At 37.3% G+C, this 24,628-nt stretch carries 24 protein-coding genes; 8 read left to right on the forward strand and 16 right to left on the reverse strand.

The window, feature by feature from the left end; all coding sequences use genetic code 11:
* Positions 1–102: 102 nt before the first annotated feature.
* From G3O09_RS11885 to G3O09_RS11910, 6 genes are all read right to left on the reverse strand, one after another.
* Positions 103–282, reverse strand: coding sequence for a sporulation YhaL family protein (locus G3O09_RS11885; protein WP_163101703.1), 180 nt, complete (start codon positions 280–282; stop codon positions 103–105).
* Between the two features lie 93 nt (positions 283–375).
* The gene (yhaM, locus tag G3O09_RS11890; protein WP_163101704.1) at positions 376–1,320 is read right to left on the reverse strand and encodes a 3'-5' exoribonuclease YhaM; all 945 of its coding nucleotides are present in this window, start codon (positions 1,318–1,320) and stop codon (positions 376–378) included.
* A 246-nt stretch (positions 1,321–1,566) separates the two neighbouring features.
* Positions 1,567–4,557, reverse strand: a complete 2,991-nt coding sequence (locus tag G3O09_RS11895) for an ATP-binding protein (RefSeq protein ID WP_163101705.1) — start codon at positions 4,555–4,557, stop codon at positions 1,567–1,569.
* The gene (locus G3O09_RS11900) at positions 4,554–5,771 is read right to left on the reverse strand and encodes a metallophosphoesterase family protein (protein WP_163101706.1); all 1,218 of its coding nucleotides are present in this window, start codon (positions 5,769–5,771) and stop codon (positions 4,554–4,556) included. Before G3O09_RS11900 ends, G3O09_RS11895 begins: the two co-directional genes overlap by 4 nt.
* A gap of 181 nt (positions 5,772–5,952) precedes the next feature.
* A complete protein-coding gene (locus G3O09_RS11905) occupies positions 5,953–7,191 on the reverse strand; it encodes an ABC transporter permease (RefSeq protein ID WP_163101707.1) in 1,239 nt (412 codons plus the stop codon).
* Positions 7,184–8,083 carry an ABC transporter ATP-binding protein gene (locus G3O09_RS11910; RefSeq protein WP_163101708.1) on the reverse strand — a complete coding sequence of 300 codons (900 nt, stop codon included), beginning with the start codon at positions 8,081–8,083 and terminating at the stop codon, positions 7,184–7,186. The genes G3O09_RS11905 and G3O09_RS11910 overlap by 8 nt, the downstream gene beginning before the upstream one ends.
* A gap of 196 nt (positions 8,084–8,279) precedes the next feature.
* Here G3O09_RS11910 and G3O09_RS11915 point away from each other — a divergent pair, with 196 nt between their 5' ends.
* Positions 8,280–8,465 carry a YhzD family protein gene (locus G3O09_RS11915; RefSeq protein ID WP_163101709.1) on the forward strand — a complete coding sequence of 62 codons (186 nt, stop codon included), beginning with the start codon at positions 8,280–8,282 and terminating at the stop codon, positions 8,463–8,465.
* Positions 8,466–8,632: 167 nt separating this feature from the next.
* Here the strand turns inward: G3O09_RS11915 and G3O09_RS11920 are convergent, their stop codons facing one another.
* From G3O09_RS11920 to G3O09_RS11945, 6 genes are all read right to left on the reverse strand, one after another.
* The gene (locus tag G3O09_RS11920; protein ID WP_205439649.1) at positions 8,633–9,412 is read right to left on the reverse strand and encodes an enoyl-CoA hydratase; all 780 of its coding nucleotides are present in this window, start codon (positions 9,410–9,412) and stop codon (positions 8,633–8,635) included.
* A gap of 100 nt (positions 9,413–9,512) precedes the next feature.
* A complete protein-coding gene (locus G3O09_RS11925; protein WP_163101711.1) occupies positions 9,513–11,108 on the reverse strand; it encodes an aminotransferase class V-fold PLP-dependent enzyme in 1,596 nt (531 codons plus the stop codon).
* Positions 11,098–11,742, reverse strand: coding sequence for a glycerol-3-phosphate acyltransferase (locus tag G3O09_RS11930; protein WP_338048409.1), 645 nt, complete (start codon positions 11,740–11,742; stop codon positions 11,098–11,100). Before G3O09_RS11930 ends, G3O09_RS11925 begins: the two co-directional genes overlap by 11 nt.
* Before the next feature lie 174 nt (positions 11,743–11,916).
* Entirely contained in the window at positions 11,917–13,431 is a 1,515-nt protein-coding gene (locus tag G3O09_RS11935; RefSeq protein WP_163101713.1) for a coproporphyrinogen III oxidase, read from the reverse strand.
* 341 nt (positions 13,432–13,772) lie between these two features.
* The gene (locus tag G3O09_RS11940) at positions 13,773–14,639 is read right to left on the reverse strand and encodes a Cof-type HAD-IIB family hydrolase (protein ID WP_163101714.1); all 867 of its coding nucleotides are present in this window, start codon (positions 14,637–14,639) and stop codon (positions 13,773–13,775) included.
* Between the two features lie 152 nt (positions 14,640–14,791).
* On the reverse strand, positions 14,792–15,145 hold the full coding sequence (locus tag G3O09_RS11945) for a YlbF/YmcA family competence regulator (RefSeq protein ID WP_163101715.1): 354 nt from the start codon (positions 15,143–15,145) through the stop codon (positions 14,792–14,794).
* A gap of 552 nt (positions 15,146–15,697) precedes the next feature.
* Between G3O09_RS11945 and G3O09_RS11950 the strand changes: the two genes are divergently transcribed.
* Both G3O09_RS11950 and G3O09_RS11955 read left to right on the forward strand, forming a co-directional pair.
* Positions 15,698–17,059, forward strand: a complete 1,362-nt coding sequence (locus G3O09_RS11950) for a YheC/YheD family endospore coat-associated protein (protein WP_163101716.1) — start codon at positions 15,698–15,700, stop codon at positions 17,057–17,059.
* Positions 17,056–18,159, forward strand: coding sequence for a YheC/YheD family endospore coat-associated protein (locus G3O09_RS11955; protein WP_163101717.1), 1,104 nt, complete (start codon positions 17,056–17,058; stop codon positions 18,157–18,159). The genes G3O09_RS11950 and G3O09_RS11955 overlap by 4 nt, the downstream gene beginning before the upstream one ends.
* A gap of 83 nt (positions 18,160–18,242) precedes the next feature.
* Here G3O09_RS11955 and G3O09_RS11960 read toward each other — a convergent pair whose 3' ends face one another.
* Positions 18,243–18,638, reverse strand: a complete 396-nt coding sequence (locus tag G3O09_RS11960; protein WP_163101718.1) for a ferritin-like domain-containing protein — start codon at positions 18,636–18,638, stop codon at positions 18,243–18,245.
* Between the two features lie 126 nt (positions 18,639–18,764).
* Between G3O09_RS11960 and G3O09_RS11965 the strand changes: the two genes are divergently transcribed.
* Together G3O09_RS11965 and G3O09_RS11970 are read left to right on the forward strand one after the other, a co-directional pair.
* The gene (locus G3O09_RS11965; protein ID WP_163101719.1) at positions 18,765–18,977 is read left to right on the forward strand and encodes a YheE family protein; all 213 of its coding nucleotides are present in this window, start codon (positions 18,765–18,767) and stop codon (positions 18,975–18,977) included.
* Positions 18,978–19,089: 112 nt separating this feature from the next.
* Positions 19,090–19,296, forward strand: a complete 207-nt coding sequence (locus G3O09_RS11970) for a hypothetical protein (RefSeq protein WP_163101720.1) — start codon at positions 19,090–19,092, stop codon at positions 19,294–19,296.
* A gap of 134 nt (positions 19,297–19,430) precedes the next feature.
* On the opposite strand, the gene G3O09_RS11975 is transcribed toward G3O09_RS11970, so the two are convergent.
* The gene (locus G3O09_RS11975) at positions 19,431–19,691 is read right to left on the reverse strand and encodes a metal-sensitive transcriptional regulator (protein WP_163101721.1); all 261 of its coding nucleotides are present in this window, start codon (positions 19,689–19,691) and stop codon (positions 19,431–19,433) included.
* Between the two features lie 135 nt (positions 19,692–19,826).
* Here G3O09_RS11975 and G3O09_RS11980 point away from each other — a divergent pair, with 135 nt between their 5' ends.
* Positions 19,827–20,723, forward strand: a complete 897-nt coding sequence (locus tag G3O09_RS11980; protein WP_163101722.1) for a PucR family transcriptional regulator — start codon at positions 19,827–19,829, stop codon at positions 20,721–20,723.
* Positions 20,724–20,837: 114 nt separating this feature from the next.
* Entirely contained in the window at positions 20,838–21,950 is a 1,113-nt protein-coding gene (locus tag G3O09_RS11985) for an ABC transporter ATP-binding protein (protein ID WP_163101723.1), read from the forward strand.
* Between the two features lie 338 nt (positions 21,951–22,288).
* Here G3O09_RS11985 and G3O09_RS11990 read toward each other — a convergent pair whose 3' ends face one another.
* The gene (locus tag G3O09_RS11990; RefSeq protein ID WP_163101724.1) at positions 22,289–22,531 is read right to left on the reverse strand and encodes a hypothetical protein; all 243 of its coding nucleotides are present in this window, start codon (positions 22,529–22,531) and stop codon (positions 22,289–22,291) included.
* Between the two features lie 369 nt (positions 22,532–22,900).
* Here G3O09_RS11990 and G3O09_RS11995 point away from each other — a divergent pair, with 369 nt between their 5' ends.
* The gene (locus G3O09_RS11995; RefSeq protein ID WP_163101725.1) at positions 22,901–23,107 is read left to right on the forward strand and encodes an alpha/beta-type small acid-soluble spore protein; all 207 of its coding nucleotides are present in this window, start codon (positions 22,901–22,903) and stop codon (positions 23,105–23,107) included.
* Between the two features lie 73 nt (positions 23,108–23,180).
* Here G3O09_RS11995 and fumC read toward each other — a convergent pair whose 3' ends face one another.
* Complete coding sequence (gene fumC / locus G3O09_RS12000; RefSeq protein WP_163101726.1) at positions 23,181–24,566, reverse strand: class II fumarate hydratase; 1,386 nt, start codon at positions 24,564–24,566, stop codon at positions 23,181–23,183.
* Positions 24,567–24,628 lie beyond the last annotated feature (62 nt).

Below are 24,628 nucleotides of genomic sequence, written 5' to 3' on the forward strand. Positions count from 1 at the left end.
CGTCGCAGCTAGACACTTCTATAATTTCAAAAAGTTATATTTTTTCTAAACAAAGAGAACCCCGTCTAATTGAGAGGGGTTCTTTTATTTTTTTGTTTTAATTTAAACACCTGTACTAATTTGTTTTCTTTTTTCCTTTTCTTCATTCATTCTAGCAATAAATTTTTCCCCTTCTTGTTCAATCCATTGATCTTCAATTTGCTTTTCTTGACGGGCGGCTCTTACGGCCATAAACCCACTGACAATGATTCCAGCAATAACAAAATAAATCCAAATCTCCATCTCTTTCCCGCCTTCCAACTAGGGTTTGTCCATTCTTTCTAAATCCTATGATAGGATGAAAAAAAATATGCCCTCCAAAAGGAGAGCATATCATCATTCATGAAAACCTGGTTTGTAAAAAGAGCGATTGTCTAGAGCAAAAATTCGTTCGGTATATTCTCCAGGCTTCACTTTATCCAATGCGCGGTCTAACATATTGATTTTCGCATCAATGTTATCGATATAGTGTAAGATTTCAGCTTCCTTGATCATTGGAGGCTTCGGGCTTCCCCATTCTGCTTTTCCGTGATGGCTTAAAACCAAATGTTGTAGGATCATGACTTCTTCCCCATCAATCTCTAGCGATTCAGCCGCCTTACCTATTTCATTTACCATGATTGTAATATGACCAAGCAGATTGCCTTCTACAGTATACACAGTTGATACCGGACCAGAAAGTTCGATGACTTTTCCTAAATCATGCAAAATAATGCCCGCATAAAGTAAATCCTTATCCAGATTTGGATATAGTCCTACGATTGCTTTTGCAAGATTTAACATACCTACGACATGATAAGCAAGGCCAGACATAAATTCATGGTGGTTTTTTGTCGCGGCTGGGAATGTCATAAATTCCTGTTGATGTTTTTTCAATAGATAGCGGGTAATCCGTTGGATATTAGGATTCCTCATTTCGAAGATGAATTGGTTGATTGTGTCAGCCATTTCATCCTTCGGTATCGGTGCAATTTGAATCAAACTAGCCATTGTGACAGGATCTGATTCATTCGTTGGACGGATTTGACGGATTTTTAATTGATTGCGACCACGATAATTTTGGATTTCCCCATGAATCTTGACCGTTTGTTCCGCTACATACATTCTCTCAAAATCTTCATTGATATCCCAAAGCTTCCCTTCAATCTCACCTGATTTATCGGAAAGAACAAGTGATAGGAATGGTTTTCCGTTACTTGCAGTACCCTTCGTACTCGATTTAATATATAAATAAGCCTCGAAGACCTCTCCAACTCCATAATAAGTAACACCTTTGTCCAAAATAATCCCCCCGGTTAAATGGTTATTTAAGTATACCATATGTTGACTGTCCAAATAATTCGATCATGCGCTGATTACAAAACTCGTCGATTAGCGAGCCCTCAGTCGAAGAAAGAGTTGTTCGTTGCCCTAATACTTTTGGTCCACTACGTCGATTTTCTTCCATGCTGCCATATCATACTTTCTTTAAGTTCAAATGAAAACTACAGGGCCATTTGGCCTCTGTAGTCTTGACATGAATATAAATTAAACTAGAGTCTGCTCATAGTTGGTTTGTAAATGAATGACATGCTTCTTATTAAATTTATTGGCAACATGTTGATGACAAGTGAAAAATAGAATTTGATGTTTTTCTTTAACCTTTTGGAGAAGTTCGATCGCTCTGCTAGTCCTTTTATCATCAAAATTCACGAAGCTATCGTCTATGATGATTGGTAATCTTTCTTCCTTACTGGTATGCTCCGCTAATGAAAAACGCAAGGCCATATATACTTGTTCGCTTGTACCCCTGCTTACTTCTGTTGCTTCAAACCAAACTCCATCTTTTCTTTGGAGAATCAATTGTTCTTCCTCTATTGACCAGGAAAGCTTTGTATACTCTCCATTCGTTAAAACATTTACATATTGTTCAGCGGTAGTCATGATTTTAGGCAATTTTTCATTTCGATAACTAGCAATGGCCTGGCCTAACATTTCTTTAGCAAGAGCAAATTTTGCCCATTCTTTAGCAGAAGCCTGAAAAGATGATTTTTGATTAAGGAAGTGGTGAATTGTTTGTTCATAAGTTCCACCTTCTTCTAATAGGCTGATTTTATGCCTATGCTCTGTTAATTTAGCATAGAGTTCATGTTGCTTATCCAGCGACTTCTCTCGTTCAGTTTGTTTTATTTCATAATTGGCAGTATGGATGTTCCTTTGACCAACACGACCTAACCATTCTAAAAATTCTTTAGAGAGGCCCCTTAATGACTCCTGTAGTGGCGCTTTCTTTTGAAGTAAATGAAGTTTTTCTTCATTCAGGTTGGCAAGGTGCCTAAATTGTTCTTCTTCCTTGCATTCTGCTAATCCGTATAGTCCCATAATTTCTTGATCAATCAGGCCGATTTCATTCAACAAGTAGGTAACCTGTTCATCTATTCGCAGTCTCTCCTGGTTTATATGACTTCTACCTATTTTCTCTTCTTGAAGATTTGTAAGTGCTTGTTTTAACCCAAAAAATGCATCTTGCCAAGTCAGTACAGGTAACTTTAACCCTTCTGCATAAGTTAGGAGATTCTCTTTTACTTTCGAGGTTCGCGTCATAAATGTCAGGTTTTTTTGATTGAGTGTTTCAAGTTCCCTACAAGTCAATTTTATGATTTGAAGGGTTTGATAAATAGACTCTAATTTTAGCTTTCCAAAATGAGCAGGCAATCCCCATTTTTGTAAAAGCTTCGCTTTCATTACCTGTAATTGTTCTGACTCTCTTTCCCATTTTTCAAACCGATCGACTATGTGGTTAAAAATATGTTCGTACTCTTGCTTTCGGATTTTTTCTTCCTGGACCCGTTTTTGGATCTCATCATCCTTTGCAATAAGTTCTTCCTCTGCCAGGTTTCTTTGAATCGGGTTTAGTCCGCCAAGTAGCTCTAATTGTTCAATTAGTTGCTGTTTTTCGCTCATCAGTTCCACTGATACTGGCGTCTTACGTATCAACTTTGTGGCGGATAATGACATAAGGAGCAATAAGAGAAAAACGACAGATAAGACCCATTGATTCACTATTAAGCTATAAAACACTCCTCCACCACATATAGTCGCAAGAAACAACGAAATTAAATTCTGCTTTTTATGGGCTTGCTCTTCTTGTTTCTTAGCATTATGAATCTTTTTTTCTAATGTTTCTATCTGTTCAGATAGCCATACTCTTTTTAAGTAGTCCTGCCCAGCTTGACCAAATTCTTTCTTTACCATTAACAATTGGTCACGTTTTTCTTTCGATAATAACTGAGAGGTAAGTTCACGGATTTTCTTTTCGGATGTTTCTAACTTATCTTTTTCAAATTGGAATTGTTGGTCTAGTTGTATTTTTTCATTCTTCATTTTTTCAGATGCCTGATCTAGCTCAATTGATTGTTGCTTAACCCATTCACTAGTATCGATTTTATGAATTTGTTCTGGTCTTAGTTCGAGGTGGAGGTCCTGTAAGCGATCTGAAATGGTACCTTCAAGCCTCTTTATCTCTAATAGATATTCGCTTTCTTGCTTCGTCCATTCATGGATGGACGTTGCATTTTCCACGGAAAGCTGAATCTCTGCTTCAATTTCAGGGGAAATCATCAATCCATTCTTTAGAAGGTCTTCTATCTCTTTTCTTCTAGATGCCATCGTAAGTTTTTGGGCTTCTAATGGAATCCTAGCTTGAATTAATTGTTCTAGTCGCTTTTTACCGTCAATTGGAAAAGGAAAATCTCCTATCTCTTCTAACCTTTTATTCACTTCATCATGTTCATCCATGATAGGCTTAATACTTTTCCATTCTGCAAGGAACTGAAGCTCTTGATCAAGACTTTTGATGATAGTCTCAGTCTCTGCCAATTCCCGTTGAAGCTGGACGTATTCATCCTTCAAAATCATATACTCACTTTGAGCTTCATCAGCCTTCTTCGTCAGCAGCTGTAGGGATTGCAACTCCTTAATGGCTTTATTGATTGGCGGATTTTTCCCTGCAGGCTTATATCTTTGGTCCATTTCCTTCTGTAGCTCCGATTGAACCTGCAACAACCGATCGCTTCCAACGAGACCTGCAGATAATAAATATTTACCAATTTCATCTTTCTTCATATTCCTTAAAGCACTGATACCATCCAAATTAAAGGAAAAGATGGATTGGAACGTCAATTTATCCATACCTTGCAGCAATTCAACAAGTACCTCTTCCTGACCGATCCGCCCATCCGGAAAAGTAACTGTCACATCTCCTTTGGCTTTCCCTCTAATTCTTTCTACAATAACCTGTCCGTGCTGTTCGGACTGAATCGTTAATTTCCCCCCATATTTGGATTGGTTCTTAGGTTCATAACGATTTTCAATTTGTTGCTTTGTTGGAAAACCAAATAGGATACTATGGATAAAAGACATCAATGTTGATTTTCCTGCTTCATTTTCGCCGTAAAACACGATTAAATCAGAGTTTAAAGCAAAACGGATATTTTCCATTTTCCCATAACCATACAGTTCAATCCCGACTATCCTCATTTCAGCACACCTCCTTTAGCATTGATTAGCTGGAAAAGGAGGGTCTCCGCTTCTTCTAACAATAAATGTTTTTCTTCTAATGCATCGTCCAAATATTTTCTTGCTATTACATGACTAAACAAAGGCTTCACAGCATTATTTATTAACTCCTCTTTCATAGACTGCCTTTTAATCATCTGGAATAAGGGATTGGAGGAATCAAGATGGAAGGTATCCGGCATTAGCAATGTTAAAGCGTAGGGCCACACAAAGTCCTTTCTATATTCTTCTTCCTCTTGAAGGATTTCTAACAGTTCTGCTTGTTTGACCACTAAATCTTCTGGAAAAGACATGGCTTGAATATGTAGTTCCGCCATGACAGCGCAATCTTCTTTTCGTAAAGATTCCAATTGCTCGCGGCAGGTTTCCAATAAATCATCGAAGCTCTGAATGTCTTTTTGCAAAAGCTTTGCTTTCTCCCAATATATATCACAAGTAGGGATGAAGATGATGTCAGTTACCCTATCTTCAAGTGATACTAAAAAACACCCTTTTTCACCTTGCTCTTTCCGATTTCTCCCTTGAGGATTCCCAGCATAAATGATGGGAGGATCTAAAGAGAGCTGTTCTTGTTTATGAATATGCCCTAAAGCCCAATAGGAAAAATTCATATCCATTAATTCTTGTAATGAGAAGGAAAGGTAAGGACTATGATCAGTATTTCCTTCAACCGATCCATGTAGCATCCCAATATGAAAATCAGCCCCCTCTGCCTTTGTATAGTAAGTTATGGCACGATCCATCACATGCCTTTTCGGATAGCTGAATCCATAAATATGTACCTTAGTTCCATCTTGTTTTTCAAATAATTTAACTTCCCCTTTATCAGAGAAAATGTGTACGTTTTCCGGATAGTCGATCTTTATCCAATTCCCCCCTAAGTGATCATGATTACCGTGGATGATATAAACCTGGATTCCATGACCTTTTAGCTTTTCAAATTCTTTTCGAAGTTTGATTTGCGTTGACAGAATACGGTTTTCCCCATCATACAAGTCTCCACTTAACAAAACAAAATCTACTTTTTCCTTAATTGCAGTTAATACGATTCTTTGAAATGCAAGGAAAGGACTATTTTGTAATCTATGAAAAATAGTCTCTGGAACATTCTGTAAACCTTTAAAAGGGCTATCTAAGTGCAAATCAGCCGCATGAATGAACTTTACATTACCCAAGATTATCACCTCTCATTTGCATCATTTTACCACAAACAGAACATACTTTCCCTTTGGAAATTACGATATCTCAAAAATACAGAAGGTTTTTATTCAAACGGGTGATAATAAAGCAACAAACTTTACGAAAACAGCCTAAATTAAATAAGGGCACCCACATAAGGGGTACCCTTTAAACCAGTTATTTTAATTGCAGTGCCCTTTTAATGTTTTTCCAAAAGTTCGCACTCTCATACATCAACACTCCACCTCGATAAATTCGAGCACCAACTATCGCAAGAAGTACAATAGTGAGGATTAATAGTCCGATGCTGGTTGCAATTTCCCAGAAAGGAACTTCCAACATCCCGATTCGAAGGAACATTAACATTGGTGCAAAGAATGGAATGAATGATGTCACTTGGACAAAGCCTGCTTCAGGATTATTCAATCCGAACATCGCCAACATAAAGCCAACCACGACTAACATAATCATCGGAGTGATAGTCGGTTGAAGATCTTCCACACGGCTTACTAACGAGCCTAAGAATGCCGCTAATGTTGCATAAAGGAAATATCCCAATAAAGAGAAAATAAACGCATAAACGATGGTATTAAGCGATGTACCACCGAATCCTAGAAAGGAGAATATCCCTCCTTCCATATTTTCAAGATTTCTTTTAATGGAAGTATACCCCACCAATAAGAACAGTGACATCTGAGTGATGCTTAATAGGGCAATTCCGAAAATCTTGGCAAACATTTGTTGGATAGGTGGAACACTCGATACAAGTATCTCCATGACACGGGATGTCTTTTCTTGAGCAACTTCAGCCGCAATCATATTGGCATACATAATGACGCCGAAATAAATCACAAATAATAGAATATATACGAGACCTCGAGCTTGATTTAATTCTTCTTCTGTCTTCGCACTATCCTGTAACGCTTCTTTTTCAAATCCAGCAGGTTCATATAGCGATTGGACTTGTTCAGTAGAAAGGTTCAACTTACTAGTTACAAGCATGCTCTTTACTTGGGTCAAAGCCGTAGACAGCTGCGTATTCATCGTATTATCTGAGATGGAATTTGATTTATAGATTCCTTTTGGCATACCTTTTTCATCTTCTTGAATGACTAAATAGCCTTTCACCTTTTCATCTTCAACGAGTATCTTACCCTCTTCTTCTGTCTCGATGCTTTGAAGCTCAATCTCTTCATTTTGCGCCTTAAATACCCCTGTAAATTGTTCTTCGAATTTATTGCTTTCATCCAAGACAGCAATGACCTTCTGAGTATCCTTGTTAAATAAGTCAATGATTTTACTTAAGTTTGTAAACCCTAACACAATGACTAGCATGATAGCAGTAGAAATAAGGAATGATTTTGCCTTCACTTTTGATAAGTATGTATGGGATAATACTAGCCAAAATTTACTCAAGTGAAGCACCTACCTTCTCAATGAAAATATCATTTAAGGATGGTTCCTCTAATTCGAATTTGCGCACAAATCCTTTCGAAACTATTTCCTTTAATAACCGTTCGGCTACTTCCTCACCCGTGACTTGAAGATGTGCACCTTCTGTAATCTTCTTATATTTTGTTACTCCAGTGAAATCTTCCAAAATTGACAAATCAAAATCGGCATGGATAATCACATTTTTCTTACCGAAAGAACGTTTGATTTCCTTCAACTTCCCATGGACGACAGGTTGGCCTATATGCATAATACAAAGGTGCTCACACAATTCCTCAACATGTTCCATTCTATGGCTGGAGAAGACAATTGTCGTTCCTTGGTCCTTTAAATCCAATACTGCTTTTTTCAACATCTCAACATTCACGGGGTCCAGTCCGCTAAATGGTTCATCTAAAATTAGAAGTTTCGGCTTATGGATGACTGAAGCAATGAACTGGATTTTTTGTTGATTACCTTTAGATAATTCTTCCACTCTTTTATTCTTGTATTCTGGTACTTTGAAACGCTCAAGCCAAACATCCAGTTCCCTAATCGCATCTGCCTTTTTCATTCCTCTTAATCTAGCCAAATATACAATTTGCTCTTGGACTTTTAATTTAGGATACAGTCCACGCTCTTCTGGCAAATATCCAATGATTGGGCTAGTGGAATAATCAATCTTCTTCCCATTCCACGAAATTTTTCCTTCTGTAGGATCGAGTAACCCCAATATCATACGGAACGTAGTTGTTTTACCAGCTCCATTTGCACCTAAAAAGCCGAACATTTCACTCTCAGGTATCGAAAAATTCACTGCGTTAACAGCTGTAAAATTCCCGAACTTTTTTGTCACATTCTCTATAATTAATGACACACAATATCCCCCCTTAATCTCTATACGTATGAAACAATAAAAAGTTTTATTTATAGAATATTTTTCCAAATAATTCATCGTAATATGATTGAGAACTTTAATCAAGCCATTGTTTAATGGAACCGCTTTACAAGATTCATAATATTATGCAAAAATAGTAACAAGTATCAGAAAAATTAAAAAAGTAGGTGTATCTATGAAAACGTATAAACTCACTGCCTTTGATCCGGCTGGGGAAAAACTCCTTGATGAGTCTTTTCAAGCTGAAAACGATGACCAAGCAAAAGGCTTAGGAGAAAAACTATTACAAGAAAAAGATTTGATTGAGAAAACACATCGATGCACATCTCCAAGTGGAAAGCTAATACTGTTTCATCGTTAAATGGAAAAGGTAATTTTCCTCGGAACAATTAAAAAACCAGATTTTCCGGCGAAAAGTATTCTTAGTAGTTTTCCGGCTCTACGGCTTTGAGCGTTGCGCAGTTGATAGTAAACATAAGAGCGGCTGCAAGGACCATGAGTCACTGTTCTTGCAGCCGCTCTTAATATTTATTTACCTTGGAAATTTGGGCGTCTTTTTTCCACGAATGCTTTAATACCTTCAGCGTGGTCTTCGGTTTGTCTCATTTTAAGTTGGCCATGCTTTTCTAATTCAAGGATCTTCTGTAGCTGTGGACGGCTCATATCAGCTAAGATTTTTTTCGTCTTCACCATCGCTTGAACCGGGCTGTTCAACCACTGTTGAACTTTATGACTTACTGCTGCTTCTAGATTTTGTGTCACTTCATGAACTAAATTCTTCTCAAATGCCTCAACTGCAGTTAGAACCTTACCTTCCCAAATAAGTTCTTTAGCCTTCACTTCCCCAATTCTTCTTTCTAGGAAGAAATGAGAGCCTCCATCTGGTATGAGGGCGATTCCAATAAAATTCATGGCAACCTTCGCATCATCTGCTGCAATTGAATAATCACATGCCAGTGCAATGCTAAGTCCTAATCCTGCTGCAGCACCATTAATTGCACAAATGGTCAACTTAGGCATGGAATAGAGATTGAGCGCCACTTCACTAATGCTATCCATGATCGAATGGAAGTCACTTTCATCTGAAGAGGCAAGCATCGTTTTAATGTCTCCACCTGAAGAAAACGCTTTCCCTTTTCCCTTTAATAAAACGACGTCAACATCATCATCCATTGATAACAAACGAAGTTCTTTTGCCAATTCTAACAGCATCTCTTTATTTAATGCATTCAGTGCCTCTGGACGGTTCAACTCCACATGAGCAACCCGGCCGACTTTTTCCACTAGTACTGGTTTTGCAAGTGACATAGATTCTGTACTCAATAATAGCCCTCCCTCAGTTTATTCTTATATCATTATACCTTTTAGTGGAATCGATAAAAATGAATTTTTCAAAAAATTCGATATTTTAATAGTTTGTGAGGGAGGATTCATAATCAATTACTTGCTTAAGCAACACGATCATCTTAGTCACATGGTTTGCATCCAATTCTCCGATACATGCGATTTGAAGCCAATTCTTCTCTAGTAAATAGGCACTTTCATAATGGAGCTGGTACCCTTGAAACTTCAATGATTTCCCAATTGTAATGGACGAAAGCGAAAGGGGTAACTCAATGGTCATAATCACAGGGGAAGAATGCATTTCAACCGAAATCACTTCTAAACCAATGGATTCAATCGCTTGTCTTACTTCTTTATACATATTTACTACTCTAGTGTACTTATCAACATTCATACTGTTAAGTGCAACAAGCAATGCTTCTACAAGATTGGAAGAGTGAGAAAATGGAATACTTTCATTTTCTTGATAGATACCTAAATCCAAATACTTCGGTATTCTCTTGTTTGTATAAACAATATGATTATGAAACACAAAAGAAAGGCCAGTATATGACCCAATAGCTTTCCCACTGACTCCAGATGCTAAGTACACTTCATCTAAATCAAGTGGCACTGCTCCAATAGAGCTAATACAATCCATACAAAGCTTAAGTTGAAGTTCTCTTCCTATCCTTTTAAGCATTTCCATGTCATTTAACATTCCTGTAGAAGTTTCGGAATGGACTGCCCAAATCCACTTCGTATCCCCACTTATATGATGCCTAATCTCTTCTTCTGAAAATGGTTGGCCCCACTCTTTTTCTAAAAGGCCGTAGTTCAAGCCCCATCTGTCTCCCTGCTCTTGCAATCTCTTCCCGAATTCACCGTTCACCAGAATAAGTCCTTTTCCATCAAGTAACGATAACTGGCCTCCAATGACATCATTCGCTAAAGTCCCCGTGCCCATTAACACCTGAACAAATTTAGAATTTGTCATATGACAAAGAATCGTTTTTACCTGATCAAGTATCGATTGAAATGCTTTAGACCGATGGGATATCGAGAGTTGTCCCATTGCTTGTGAAACAGTATCCGAAACTGCCACAGGGCCAGGAAGAAAACTAATAAAATTTCTAGTAAATTTTTCTCCCAATATTTCCTCAAATGTCGCTTTATCTAAGTACATTGGTTGAAACAGAGCATCTTCTCTTCCAGTAAGTCCCGCAAAAGGTTTAAAACCGAGATGTTTATAAAGTTTGGCTTCTCTAATTGTTCCGGATATGACTGCTGCATCGTATCCTTTTTGTAAACAATATGTAGATAAAAGTTGTGCTAATCCTAAAAATACTCTACCTTTTCTATATTCCTTCTGGACCGAAAGAAGCCTTATTTCACATAAGCTTTCAAACTTTACGGGTAAACTGTCTTCAACCCGTCCAATTTTTTTATCTAAAGAAAATGGCCTTTTATTACGCACCGCAATCATGCCAATGATTTTCTTATTTTTTATACAAATAAGGTATGTATTTTCATGATGAAAAAGATCTACAAGTATTCCCTCTTGATTTCTTTGATGCTGAGGAATTTCTTCAACAAAAGTTTCATAATTGAGTCTATGTATCTGATTAAATTCATGATCATGATTAGCTATCTTAAAAATATACTCATGATTATCTCTCATCGCGCTTCATCCTTTCTAAAATGTCTTTTGAATGCGCTACTATGATAATAATGACCATTCCTAAAACTAGGAACGCAAGATCGTGTGTATTTTCGTATAAATAGAAATAAAGAGGGATCATTAATAATGACACAAGCCCAGCAATAGTAAAACTTTTTGTGAGGGGAGAGATTATGAGAAACCCAACAATGATAACAACGGCAACAATTGGATTGAACGCCAACATTCCTCCAATGAATGTTGAAACCCCCTTCCCCCCACTAAAACGCAAGAGGACCGGTAAAATATGGCCTATCACTGCAAGTTCCAATCCAACAAGTTGGGCGCTAGTTGAGTAATCTAAAGATTGACCAATAAAAATGACAAGGCTGCCTTTTAATGCATCTCCTAAAAAAGTCAGAACAAAGAACTTCTTCCCGAATAATCTACCCGCATTTCTTGCTCCTACATTTCCAGATCCCAAATCACGAATATCTTTATTCCAGCTTAATTTTACAAGGGTATATCCCGTCATGAGATTTCCAATGAAATAAGACAGTATAAAATACAAATACACATTCATAATAATCACAGCCTTTATCTGACAAGCTCTCTTTATTATACAAATTATGGAGGTATTCTTGAAATATACCATGCAAATGGAGTTTTAATTATACTTTGGAGTTTTGGAATAATTGGGACTAGTAGCTTTTGAAGTTTCAGAGTAAGGTTATAGTATTTTGATAGTTTTTTCAAATATCCCCAACATATGGAATACTCCGAACTATAATAAAAACCAGACTCTATAAAAAAGAATCTGGTTTTTTTATTACTTCTGTGTTGTTTCTACAGCGAATAATTCATTTAATATCGCAATTTTTTCATCCGTATACTTTTGGAAGCTATCATTGTAAGACTTAGGGTCCTTCGGGTTTGCAAATTGCGTAATCTTACCCGTAACAGGGTGGACAAACTTACTTGAAGCCCCACATCCCAAACCAATGATCGTTTGTTGTTCCTCCATGATCATAATATTATAGATGCTTTCTTGACCTGGGAACGAATAACCTACATTTTCTAAGTTTCCAAGAATGTTCTTTTGACGGTACAAGTAATAAGGGACATAGCCGTTGTCCTTTGTCCATTCTTCTGCCATATGCATCATACTTTCCACTTCTTCTCGAGGAGCGACTTTATACTTTTCTTTATTCTTCGTCATCTCAGATGCACGTTTGAAGGAAAGAGTATGGACAGTCAATGACTCAGGCATCAGTTTTTTCGATTCATCCAATGAATGCTGGAACTCCTTAACTCCCTCACCTGGTAAGCCTATGATAAGATCCATGTTGATATTGTTCATGCCCATGCTTCTTGCAAGGTGATATTTTTCAATCGTTTCATCGACAGTATGATGTCGGCCAATTGCTTTTAATGTCTCTTGCGTATAGGATTGAGGGTTCACACTAATACGGTCAATTTTCCACTTTTTCAACACTTCTAGCTTTGCAGGCGTGATGGTATCTGGACGCCCCGCTTCTACAGTAATTTCACGGATATTTTCTACATCAGGAAATGATTGATTCATTTCCTCATAGAGCATGTCCATTTCTTCTGCCGTAATAGAAGTTGGGGTACCTCCTCCATAATAGACGGTAGTGATCTTAATTCTATTGTCCTTTAACCATTTTCCCATTTCTCGTATCTCATAATGTAGCCCTCCAAGGAAAGAGTCCACTGACCCTTGACGACCATTAATGGCATAAGCAGGGAACGTACAATACGCACATTTTGTCGGGCAAAAAGGAATGCCAATATAGATGCTGACTTCTTTTTGTAATCGATACAAGTCAGGGACTATCGCTAATTGGCGATCTACAATCCGCTGCATTAAATCGACTTTTTCTTCTGAAATCATATATTCATCCTGAAGTCTTTGATGTGCCTCTTCTGGCCTCTCACCAGCTAGTAGTGCTTTATGAAGAAGCTTAGTAGGGCGTACTCCTGTAAGGATTCCCCATTTTTGTTTCATCCCCGTCATGTCTTGAAGAACATTCAAATAGGCATAAGAAACTGCTTTTTTGATTTGCTTAAAATTTTCTTTTTCATTCTCTGTTACATTCCATTCTTTCTCATATCGATACGTGAATGTTTGTAAAGTATCCTTGTTGAACAGCTTTGCTTCAACTTGGATTTGATTGTCAGTATGAAGCTTCATTGTTACCATGACATCTGATTCTTCATTTGGAATAAAATCCACATCGGACTCTTCAAAAAACAAATTAGTGATTAATTGAAGGGGGCGATGAAACCGTTCATCATTTAGACCATGAATCTCTATATGCACGTAATATCACCTGTTCTATATTAATTTTCTAGGATTATTCGTAAAAATAAACTTCTATTAGTGTACATAATGAATATTTCATGGTCAATATAATGGAAAAAGTTATAAAAAACAACTAGCATTCTGGGGCAAAGAATCCCTTTTTAACAATTGCTGTTACACTAGCCTGTTGATCGCATCTAGAGGCACTCCCTTTCCGTGGGAGGCTGCAGCCTGATTTACCTCAAGAGTCTCACTTCTTTCACTCTAATCACCATAGTGCCAAATCTACAATAAACTACTATTTCTAACGCTTAAAATAATTTTCGAAAAAGCCCTCCAACATATCGGAGGGCTTGTCACTATTTCAACAGATTCATCTTGGAAAGGAACTCAATCGGATGCTGTTTCCGGAAAAATTCCTTCAGCATATAGGCAACTCCATTTTCATCATTGGTACGGGTAATCCAATCTGCCGCCTTTTTCACTTCTGGATGAGCATTTGCCATAGCCACCCCTAGTCCAGATCCCAAAATCATATCTAAATCGTCAAGACTATCACCAATAGAAACAATTTCAGATTTTTTAACATCTAGGTGTTCGGCCAAGTATAACAATCCCTTCCATTTTGAAACCCCTTTAGAGACAATACTTAGTTTTGACTCACTGCATTGAATGGCTTTAACTTCAGGAAACAATTTTTGCACAATCTCTTTTGCATCCCGCAGTTCTCTAAGAGAATTGAAAATAAGATCTATTTTAGAAGGCGTGCCTGGATTCTCTTGTAAATATTCACAAAGGTCATCTGCATAGTGATGAGCATACACACTCGATTCGTTGTCGTACAATACAGTTTTCCCCACGATATTCTCAGGTAGGTTCACACGGTTCCCCACAAGATGGTCTTCATGTTGAAGCTGGATTTGGCAATCTAACTTATCAATGACTTTTACAATTTCAAATGATAATTCTTCTGAAAGCTGTTTTACAAACAGAGGCTTTTCAATTGAAGTACCGACAAAAGCTCCTTGTAAAGCCACTAGCCTCGGATTAATCTTCAACGACTTTGCAATCTTTTTCGCATAAAGGTAATTCTTCGAAGTAACCAAGGCTACATGAACTCCTTTGTCATGTACATAAGTAATAGCTTCTTTAGTCACTTTATTTAATCGTCCATTGGATTGGACGAGAGTTCCGTCTATATTAACAGCTAGCAGTTTATAAACCATGATGATCTCCCCTATCTGTAGTGTCCTATTCCATTTTTATGAAGGGTGAAAATGGCATAGAACATATAGGAGGATATTATATTTATTTTTGTTTTATTTACAGAAAAAAAGACACAAAATCTCTATGAATGAGTTTTGTGCCTTTTACCGTTTTATCTTTGCATTGGGCCGTATAATTCTTCTAACGGCTTCATAATAATTTTGTTCATTTCAGCAATTAGCATGCTCATGCGTTGTTCTGATTCCATTAACTTAGAAATTGAAGGGTGTTGTTGAACAAGGGCAACCATTTTTTGAGCTTGCTCAATTTCTTCCTGCGTGATTTCTTGGCCCATCATTTGTTTTTGTTGTAGGTTCATTTGAATGTTACGGAAGTTTTCGAACATCTTACTAGCGGACGGGTCTGCGTTCACTTGATCGTAAAGACCTTTCAGTTCTTTATATTCCTTACTTTGTCGAATTGCGCGTTCCATTTCGTACGCTACATCATATAGATTCACACTCATGATTATCTCCTCCTTTGTACTCTCTCACTATACCAAACCATGTGGAAAGAATCACACTTTTAAAGCATGACCACAATGATTCTTTGGATCAAACCAATAATCCCACAAAGTGAAGTTCCCACTCTTTCACTTTATTCCATTCTTTCATGATTAATTCGGCTAAAAGAGGTTCGGTACGGGATTGGCTAAAACCTTGGTAATTACCCTTGAATATTATCAACCATTTTAACGATAACTCTTGTCCCACCAATAGATTCATGTCTTTTCTAAATGATTCATGAATAAACTTTTGTTGAATACTCTCTTAAGTCAATAAATATTCTACGACCATTCAACAAGTTGTGTAACCAGGACAGCTGAACTGATATAGCCTGATCGTGATTCCTCTAGTTAGGTTGACTTTATTTTCAAAGAGCAGTTACTCACCTTTTATTTTTATCTAGCCTTATCTTTAATTCACTCTTATAGACTAGTTCCTATTATAAAAGTAGTCTTGATTCATAGCAATCGACAGTAATACGATGAATTCTCATCTGTTGGGATGTGATGATATTGAAACAAAAAGCGATGATGAAAATTAGGCAGTCGAAGGATTTGTTATTGACCATCCCTTTTGGAATTACGACTCCTGATACAACTCCTAAGAAACTTTGTTTTGGAGGAAGGACAATTGATGTTGCTATCACCTCTCATCCTTCTACAGAAATCATCATTTCGTCTGCATTGGCAAAAGAGCTAGGGATTCCCTTGTACCCTTATGAAATTCATGTATTTGGTATTGGTAACACCGTATACATTGGACCCTTAATAGGCATTTTCACAACGGAATTAAATTTTTTGCACAAACGTGATGAAAAAAGAAATCGATCATATTTTGCCAGAATTCTACTGGCAGCAAGAAAATCCGGATGCATTGGATACTTATTTGATTCCAGTTGCATCGATTGGGAAAAGAAAATCGTCAAGGGATACTCCTTTGACGGCAAAAACTTTTTTCCATCTACTTTTCCATTTCCAAATGTCGTCTACGATCGTGTGCAAAGTAGACGTGACGAAGAAAAACAATCTTTGTTAGAGGTGAAAAAGAGATTTCAAGATGAACTCACCATTCCTTGGTATAATCCTGGTTTCTTTAATAAACTGGATGTTCATCATTGCCTGATGGATTTAGAAGAGGCAGCCTCCTTTTTACCTGAAACTTACCCATTGCAATCTTATTCTCAAATAGAATACTTACTTTCCAAATTCGGAAAAGCCATTATAAAACCTATTAACGGGAGCATGGGTTCAAACATTTTTTTTCTAATGTATGACCGTAAAAGTAATCATTACTATTGTAGATATAGAAATTCAAAGGGAGAAAACAAGCTCCAACGATTTACTACTATTGAAGCTCTAGTTGATAATGTAATTGGTTTGGGAGCATTTCAAGATAAAATTGTTCAACAAGGAATTGGGCTACTCACATTTGAAGGAAGAAAGCTCGATTTCAGGGTCCACACTAATAAAAATCAAAATGGAGAATGGCTTGTTTCAATCATCGCAGTCAAGGTAGCAGGAAATGGAAGTGTGACCACACATGTCCATACAGGGGGGGAAGTTAAGACCCTTGAAGAATCCTTTCAACTCTCTGAGCAGGAAAAGATTGTATCTTCTTTGACTGATGCAGCATTAGCATTGAGTAGAGGACTTGAACGATCTATGCAAGGCGTCATTGCGGAAATAGGGTTTGATCTTGGAATGGATAAGAAAGGCCATGTTTGGATGTTCGAAGCCAACTCTAAACCGGGTGAAATCATATTCCACCATCCGAAATTGGCTCAACAATTAAATGTTCCAGCAGAGTATTGTTTTGATTATGGAATATTTTTATCAGAAAAGATATTCATTAGGAATGGGGAGGGTTTGTCATGAGGAACCGGAAAGCGAATCAGGCTATCAATTATCCCTCTCCTCTGCTTAAGCCGCCTTCTCCTTTTTTTGATGATAAAGAATTCCAACCCACCGTTGGGATTTTCACCTGCCCCAGTAATCATGCGCACCTTCCATTTGCTGGTAATAAAGATTTTTTCTCTGAGATTATCCATTTTTTAAGATATCAGGGAATCATCTGTTATGTATTTATGGCTGAGGGTATTCATGAAAAGGGTATTAAAGGTTTCTATCGCTCTGATAATCGTTGGATCAAGTCCAATTTTCCGTTCCCAAATGTTGTATATAACCGTGTACCTTCTAGAAACTATGAAAAATCAAAAGAATTTACTGAGGTAGTTAATTTTTGTATGGATATGGATATACCCTTTTTCAATCCAAGGTTTGTCGATAAATATGAAATGAATGAGCTGTTGAACGACTCTCCTATATTGACACCTTATTTACCCCAAACCTTACTTTATAAAACAGAGCATGACTTACTTGAAAGTCTGAATGAATGGAGAAAAATTTACGTTAAACCCGTATTCGGAAAAAGGGGAGAAGGGATTTTTACTTTGGAAGAAATGAATGGTAACATCGTTTATCAAGATTATACACAAATTAGAACCTATCTCTCTATTGGACAATTTGTAACCGATTCAGAATATTTAACAAATCAAAGATATATTCTCCAGAAAGCGATAGAACCCAAACGGTTAAGAGGTAACCGATATGATTATCGAGTACTTGTAAATTCGAAGTCCCAAAACGGATTTAAAGTAAGTGCAGTCTCCGTCAGAATGGCTATGGAGCAACAAATCACAACTCATAACCATTTAGGCGGCAAAGTCATTTCTTACAATCGTGTGAAGAATTCTAATCTCGACAATCAATTTAATACAATAGCTTCGGAAATAGGAACACAACTTTCAAAACGAATAGGTTTTTTCGGGGAGTTCACCATTGATGTCGGTGAGGATGACCACGATCAATTGCACATTTTTGAAGTGAACTGCAAACCCATGCAATTTACTGAACGAAGCATCGAGCGAATACGATTTGAACAGTTAAACTCATTATTCCGAACACTTTCTAAATAATATTAGGGATGATTCTCTCCCTAATATATTTTGTGTAACATTATAGATTTTTCGATAAATATAAAAAGACCGAAGGAATCGGTCTACATTAAAGATCCATAAATGGTCGAAAACCTTGTGGCATGTTCCATTTCATCTGTCATCGCTACGAACAATGGTTGGTAAGCTTGCTGATTCGGCAGTTCGAAAAGCATATCCCTATAGGTTTCCGCTGCTTCCAATTCATCTTTTAGAGCGATAATAATAGCCTCTTCAAATGACTTGTATTCCACTTTCCCAGGCTTAACATCATGGTATTTACCCGTAATTAGATAATGAAGGTACTGGAACGACTCATAGTGTTTTTTTTCGTCATCTCTAGCATGCTTAATAAAATCTATATACAGTGGATTGCTCGTTTCACTCATTAATTTAGTATAAAATTCAAATGCCGTCCATTCATTATTTATGGAGTCCTGCAATTTTTCCAAAAAAGTCATTAAAAAACTCCCCTTTCTATATTCCATCCATTCAACACTATGAAGTTAAAGACAGCCATATTCTTTCTAAGGAAAAATAATTCTGATAAAATTGAATGCAGACGAAACAACAGATGGGGGTAAAATATGATTTCACATTTTCAATGGAAAAATCTATATGGAGATGAACAAATTCCTGGTTGGAAGTTGTCTTTCTTTTTCAAAAAACAATCCTACCAAGCCATATATCACCAAAATGGTAGTATTGAGTGGATAGGACCTTCTCCTGCACAGGAGGATTTAAAACAAGTACAAGCGCAAATCCAGGAGCTTATGCTCTTTCATGTTTATGATAAATAGATCCTTATATTCTGAAAAAGAAGTTTTTCAGCATAAGCCTCTCATTCGCGACACAAACTGATAGGTAGGAAGGATTCTTCCTTCCTCTATTTTGGAAAGAGGGGCGATTGGAATGGGCGATCCAAAAAAGGAAAACTCAACGTTTTGCGCTGACTGTGGCCATGAAGGAAGAGAAAAAGCCTTTATGGATGTCGACAGAATGATCAATGAGGGAATGAGTGGAGGCTACGTTTCAAGATATGAAACAGACCCTAATATCCCAGAGGCAATGGATTTAATTGAAGAAGAACCACCAGCTGACTATTCACACCTAAAATAAGAATAGCTTAAGTACATTATCGCTGTGAACTGGACGACAAAAATGCCACAACCTTAACGCTGCTCTAACTTCAATGAAGCATACATGCATGTCTATTCAAAAAAATCCTCACCCTTTTTGAGGGATGAGGATTTTTAACGACTCTTTACAATCATGTTCACAGCTTCCTTAATTGCATCATCTGCATTCTGGCCATTCGCTTCTGCTTCACGTATACAGGATTCCAAGTTTTTTGCAACAATATATCCTATTGCTCGGTCCACAGCGGAACGCACAGCAGAAAGTTGCGTGATGACATCTCTACAATCTTTATCTTCTTCCATCATTTTCAGTACACCACGAACTTGACCTTCCATTCGACGAAGCCTGTTCTTCATCTCTTGTGAATAATCCATCCCTTTCACCTCACATACACTACCCCCTATTTTATGCAAAATACTAATAAATATCAAAAGATAATTGCAACAACTTGACCACTAAAGCAATTTAAAAGAAACTTGATACAGGATAAATTAATGATGGGGGTACATATGATACATAATCTTAAACAAAGATACCCAAGAAGTATTGAATGGAATGATTACGTTTCAAATCATGAGGAATATTTTTGGATTGAAGTTTCGGCAGATTCAACTCTAGGCATCCCTTTTGAAGATCTTACAAAGCAGGAAATAGATCTACTTTCCGTCCTTTTCAAGCAACAGAAGTTTACTGATACCCAACCATATACATCAACTTTAAAAAAAGAGTGGATGGACTTTTTGCATGGCCATAAGATGAATCCACCCATCACTAATAGTAAACAAATACGGTTGATCCAATGTTTTATTCATTCTCCTTCATTTGATAAGAATCAATTAGAAGAAGCCATTTCGTCGTTCTTAGACGTAGAACATTGGATACTATGGGAGTCTTACCAAAAAGTCTGTATTGTACTTTTTCAAGAGGAAGATACCATCCATACATTACTTCAGGATATGATTTCCACTATTGAAGCAGATTTTTATATAAAAATCCAATTGTATGTTGGAAAAGTTCATCCCATCGATCACAACACGCCTACCATATATAAGTATGAACAAACATGTTTCGATATAGGTAGGACCTTCCTAAATAAGAGCTTCCTTTCTTTAGTAGATGTTTTCCCATACCTAGCACTGAAAGGTATAAAAGCTGACATGATTGACTTTTTCATTCAAGAGCTTTTATATGATACAACATTCGACCAAGAATTAATAAAGACGATTAAAACCTATATTGAATCTAATTCCAATGCCTCAATGGCGGCAAAAAAATTATTTATTCATCGTAATAGTCTTCAATATAGAATAGAAAAATTTATTGAGAAAACCGATTTGGATATTAAATCCTTCCAAGATGCAATGGTTGCCTATCTTGCCATCATTCTCTTCGAAAAATTTAATTAATAGTATGGCAACATGCCTAATAAAGCGTTTTTATTTTTGTGCAAGGTGAACATTTTCATTTTAATCCTTGTTTATTAAACTACAAGTAATAATAAAACTTGGAGGTTTTTAAACATGGCTGAAATTCGTTTAGATCATATTTATAAAATTTATGATAATAAAGTTACTGCTGTCGAAGACTTTAATCTTCATATTGAAGATAAAGAATTTATCGTTTTCGTTGGTCCATCTGGATGTGGTAAATCCACAACTCTTCGAATGATTGCTGGACTTGAAGAGATTTCTAAAGGTGATTTCTACATCGATAACAAACGTGTAAATGATACTCCTCCAAAAGATCGTGACATTGCAATGGTATTCCAAAACTATGCTCTTTACCCTCATATGTCTGTGTACGATAACATGGCATTCGGTTTGAAATTACGTAAAATGCCTAAAGACGAAATCGATCGTCGAGTTAAAGACGCTGCTAAGATTCTTGGCCTTGAGACATACTTAGATCGTAAGCCTAAAGCACTTTCAGGTGGTCAACGTCAACGTGTGGCCCTTGGACGTGCAATCGTTCGTGATGCTAAAGTCTTCCTAATGGACGAACCGCTTTCCAACCTGGATGCAAAATTACGTGTTCAAATGCGTGCTGAAATTGCGAAGCTTCACAAGCGCTTAAATACGACTACAATCTACGTAACGCATGACCAAACGGAAGCTATGACAATGGCAACCCGATTAGTTGTAATGAAAGACGGTGTCATCCAACAAGTAGGTGCTCCAAAAGACGTCTATGAAAAACCTGAGAATGTGTTCGTAGGTGGATTTATCGGTTCACCAGCTATGAACTTCATCCATGGCAAATTAGAAGATGGATACTTCGTGGTTTCTGATGTAAAAGTGGCTGTTCCAGAAGGGAAAATGAAAGTTCTTCGTGACCAAAACTACATTGGCAAAGAAATTATCCTGGGTATACGTCCAGAAGATTTCCACGATGAGCCTGTATTCATCGAATCTTCTCCAGAAACGAAAATTGCTGCTCATATCGAAGTTGCTGAATTGATGGGTGCTGAATTCATGCTATACTCCACAATTGGTGGCCAAGAATTCGTTGCTCGTGTTGACGCTCGCTCCATTGTTAAGCCTGGTGACACAATCGATCTTGCCATTGCAATGAATAAAGCTCACTTCTTTGATAAAGATACAGAATATCGCATTCGTCCAACTGGCGAAAAATAAGTAAATTACTAAGGCACGACCCATAGATGGTCGTGCCTTAGTTGTTATTATTCATATGATTTTCTGTGGGATAGTTTATTTGTCGAAAAATCGATAAATATGAATTTTCGATTGTATTTTCCGTCTTCGAAAATATTTTTTCCCTTTTCGATTGTATTTTTAGATAATCGAAAGTATCCTTCCAATTTCGAAAGTATTTTACAAGTTCCCCTGTTGGAGACCATCATCTAAACTAGTTTCAAGACAAATAAGGTATATTTATTAAATTACAGGTCCATAACTTTAATAAAACATTTTATTTTGCTTCATTTATAGTCAGAATGACACCATACATACTCTTATTCCTTTACTTCAACCGTCTTCATTGTCCCACACTGTACACAAGAGAATAAATGAATACAGATTCCTGAAGCTACAGAATGCGCCATCCCATCCACTAGCTTCAATACTTCTATATCCTCATAGGCACTATAATCATCCAAATAATCTGTTGTTTTGCCCGCATCCACCATGGTAGCTGAACATTGAGTGCACTGAATGGTTTGGTCACTAAACCCGTTGCACAAAGGACACATCGCCATTGCTATTCATTCCTTTTCTAGAAGAGTGAAATCATCAATTAAAGTCATACTAGTATAGTTAGAAACTTAGGCTGAAAATATGTAAGACCCCTCAAATAATATCCAATATTTACTAGTTGAAAAAGAAGCATAGTAAATCGTTCTTTTAACATAATAGAAATACAGCAGCACAACAAAGCAGCTGAGGGACAAACTCCCTTCCTAACAATGGGTTAAGCCAGTAGGTAGGGCAACTGAAGTTCATAGTTTCACTTGACGATATTCCCTTTATAAAGACGATGAGTAAAGTATGAGATTACGAATCCTTCAGATTGCTGGTGCAAGTCCAGCTAACCCACCCAAAAAAATTTTATGAGGAGCTGTAAACCTATGCCAAACCAATCTAGAAGCTCAAACAACCTAGTAGCACCAGGTGCACAAGCTGCAATCGATCAAATGAAGTACGAAATCGCAACTGAGTTTGGAGTACAACTTGGTGCAGACTCAACATCTCGTGCAAACGGATCTGTTGGTGGAGAAATCACAAAACGTCTTGTACAAATGGCTGAATCTCAACTTGGCGGCTACTCCAAGTAATCAACACCCAATTCATTAATTGTTAAAACTTAATAACATGGCAAAGCCCCCGTCTAAATGGCGGGGGCTTCAATCATTTTTCATTTACCATTTTCTTAGCATCGACCCATTCATTGAATTGGGCATCCGTAACATACTGTAGTTCCAATGCCGCTTCTTTTAGTGTACTACCTTTTTTGAAAGCTAACTTAGCTATTTCTGCAGCTTTTTCATAACCAATATGAGGATTTAAGGCAGTTACTAGCATAAGGGATTTTTCTAGATTTTCTTGTATTTTGGACGCGATGACATCCAAACCTTCTATGCAGTTTTTTCGGAATGAGTCTAAAGCGTCGGCCAGTAAAATAACGGATTGTAAGAAATTATAAATAATCACTGGCTTAAAGACATTCAATTGGAAATTCCCTTGAGAGGCTGCAAATGAGATTGTTGCATCATTCCCAAAAATCTGAGTTGCTACCATTGTAATCGCTTCGCTTTGTGTAGGATTGACCTTACCAGGCATAATGGAGCTTCCTGGTTCGTTTGCTGGAATACTTAACTCTCCAATACCACTTCTTGGTCCGCTAGCTAACCATCTAACATCATTGGCTATCTTCATTACATCCATTGCCAAAGCCTTAATCGCACCATGAGAATATACCATTTCATCGTGGCTCGTCAACGCATGAAATTTATTGGATGAACTGTTAAAAGGATAGGATGTCATGCTTTCCAGCTCTTTTGAAACCTTCTCACCGAATTCTGGATGAGCATTAATTCCAGTACCGACTGCAGTTCCTCCGATTGCCAATTGAAGCAATTGTTTTGAACTCTCTTCAATCATACCCATAGATTTTTCAAGCATCGCCCTCCATCCACTCACCTCCTGACTCACAGTCAATGGTGTAGCATCTTGTAAGTGTGTACGGCCAATTTTTACGATACCAGCAAATTGTTTCTCTTTTTCTTTAAAGACAGCAATAGATTGTTGGATAGCTGGTACTAATTTTTGTTGAATGGCGAGGTAAGCTGCAATATGCATTGCAGTAGGAAACGAGTCATTTGAACTTTGTCCCATATTTACATCATCGTTGGGATGTAAACGTTCTTTACTTCCTTTATCTACTAACCACTCATTTCCTTTATTTGCGATAACTTCATTTAAATTCATATTCGTCTGAGTGCCACTCCCGGTTTGCCATACAGATAACGGAAAATGTTCATTCAGGTCTTGATTTACAATACTATCGCAAACTGTACTTATGGCTTCTTCTTGATCACTCGATAACTTTCCTAACTCTCGATTGACCGAAGCTGCCGCTTTCTTTAACATCGCATACGCATAAATAAAATCTAAAGGCATTTTTTCAGATCCAATGACAAAGTTACGTCTACTTCTTTCGGTTTGGGCACCCCAATATTTTTCATCCTGCACTTCGATTTCGCCAAGAGAATCCCTTTCAATTCTTGTCTTCATACATCCAACTCCCTTCTATTAGTTGCCGAGGCTGGTCGACAATAGCCACGCGCATGTCTAGT

Origin of the sequence: Peribacillus alkalitolerans, assembly GCF_010882125.1 — a bacterium.
Taxonomy (GTDB): Bacteria; Bacillota; Bacilli; order Bacillales; family DSM-1321; genus Bacillus_BN; species Bacillus_BN alkalitolerans.

What these genes read in the sequence shown, in the direction of transcription:
- G3O09_RS11985 (WP_163101723.1), top strand. Translation starts at nt 20,838, where the DNA reads ATGGCTGAAATTCGTTTAGATCATATTTATAAAATTTATGATAATAAA.
- G3O09_RS11995 (WP_163101725.1), top strand. Translation starts at nt 22,901, where the DNA reads ATGCCAAACCAATCTAGAAGCTCAAACAACCTAGTAGCACCAGGTGCA.
- G3O09_RS11930 (WP_338048409.1), bottom strand. Translation starts at nt 11,742, where the DNA reads ATGGTATATTTCAAGAATACCTCCATAATTTGTATAATAAAGAGAGCT.
- G3O09_RS11955 (WP_163101717.1), top strand. Translation starts at nt 17,056, where the DNA reads ATGAGGAACCGGAAAGCGAATCAGGCTATCAATTATCCCTCTCCTCTG.
- G3O09_RS11965 (WP_163101719.1), top strand. Translation starts at nt 18,765, where the DNA reads ATGATTTCACATTTTCAATGGAAAAATCTATATGGAGATGAACAAATT.
- G3O09_RS11920 (WP_205439649.1), bottom strand. Translation starts at nt 9,412, where the DNA reads ATGTCACTTGCAAAACCAGTACTAGTGGAAAAAGTCGGCCGGGTTGCT.
- G3O09_RS11990 (WP_163101724.1), bottom strand. Translation starts at nt 22,531, where the DNA reads ATGGCGATGTGTCCTTTGTGCAACGGGTTTAGTGACCAAACCATTCAG.
- fumC (WP_163101726.1), bottom strand. Translation starts at nt 24,566, where the DNA reads ATGAAGACAAGAATTGAAAGGGATTCTCTTGGCGAAATCGAAGTGCAG.
- G3O09_RS11895 (WP_163101705.1), bottom strand. Translation starts at nt 4,557, where the DNA reads ATGAGGATAGTCGGGATTGAACTGTATGGTTATGGGAAAATGGAAAAT.
- G3O09_RS11960 (WP_163101718.1), bottom strand. Translation starts at nt 18,638, where the DNA reads ATGACTTTTTTGGAAAAATTGCAGGACTCCATAAATAATGAATGGACG.
- G3O09_RS11915 (WP_163101709.1), top strand. Translation starts at nt 8,280, where the DNA reads ATGAAAACGTATAAACTCACTGCCTTTGATCCGGCTGGGGAAAAACTC.
- G3O09_RS11925 (WP_163101711.1), bottom strand. Translation starts at nt 11,108, where the DNA reads ATGAGAGATAATCATGAGTATATTTTTAAGATAGCTAATCATGATCAT.
- G3O09_RS11975 (WP_163101721.1), bottom strand. Translation starts at nt 19,691, where the DNA reads ATGGATTATTCACAAGAGATGAAGAACAGGCTTCGTCGAATGGAAGGT.
- G3O09_RS11980 (WP_163101722.1), top strand. Translation starts at nt 19,827, where the DNA reads ATGATACATAATCTTAAACAAAGATACCCAAGAAGTATTGAATGGAAT.
- G3O09_RS11940 (WP_163101714.1), bottom strand. Translation starts at nt 14,639, where the DNA reads ATGGTTTATAAACTGCTAGCTGTTAATATAGACGGAACTCTCGTCCAA.
- G3O09_RS11970 (WP_163101720.1), top strand. Translation starts at nt 19,090, where the DNA reads ATGGGCGATCCAAAAAAGGAAAACTCAACGTTTTGCGCTGACTGTGGC.
- G3O09_RS11885 (WP_163101703.1), bottom strand. Translation starts at nt 282, where the DNA reads ATGGAGATTTGGATTTATTTTGTTATTGCTGGAATCATTGTCAGTGGG.
- G3O09_RS11945 (WP_163101715.1), bottom strand. Translation starts at nt 15,145, where the DNA reads ATGAGTGTGAATCTATATGATGTAGCGTACGAAATGGAACGCGCAATT.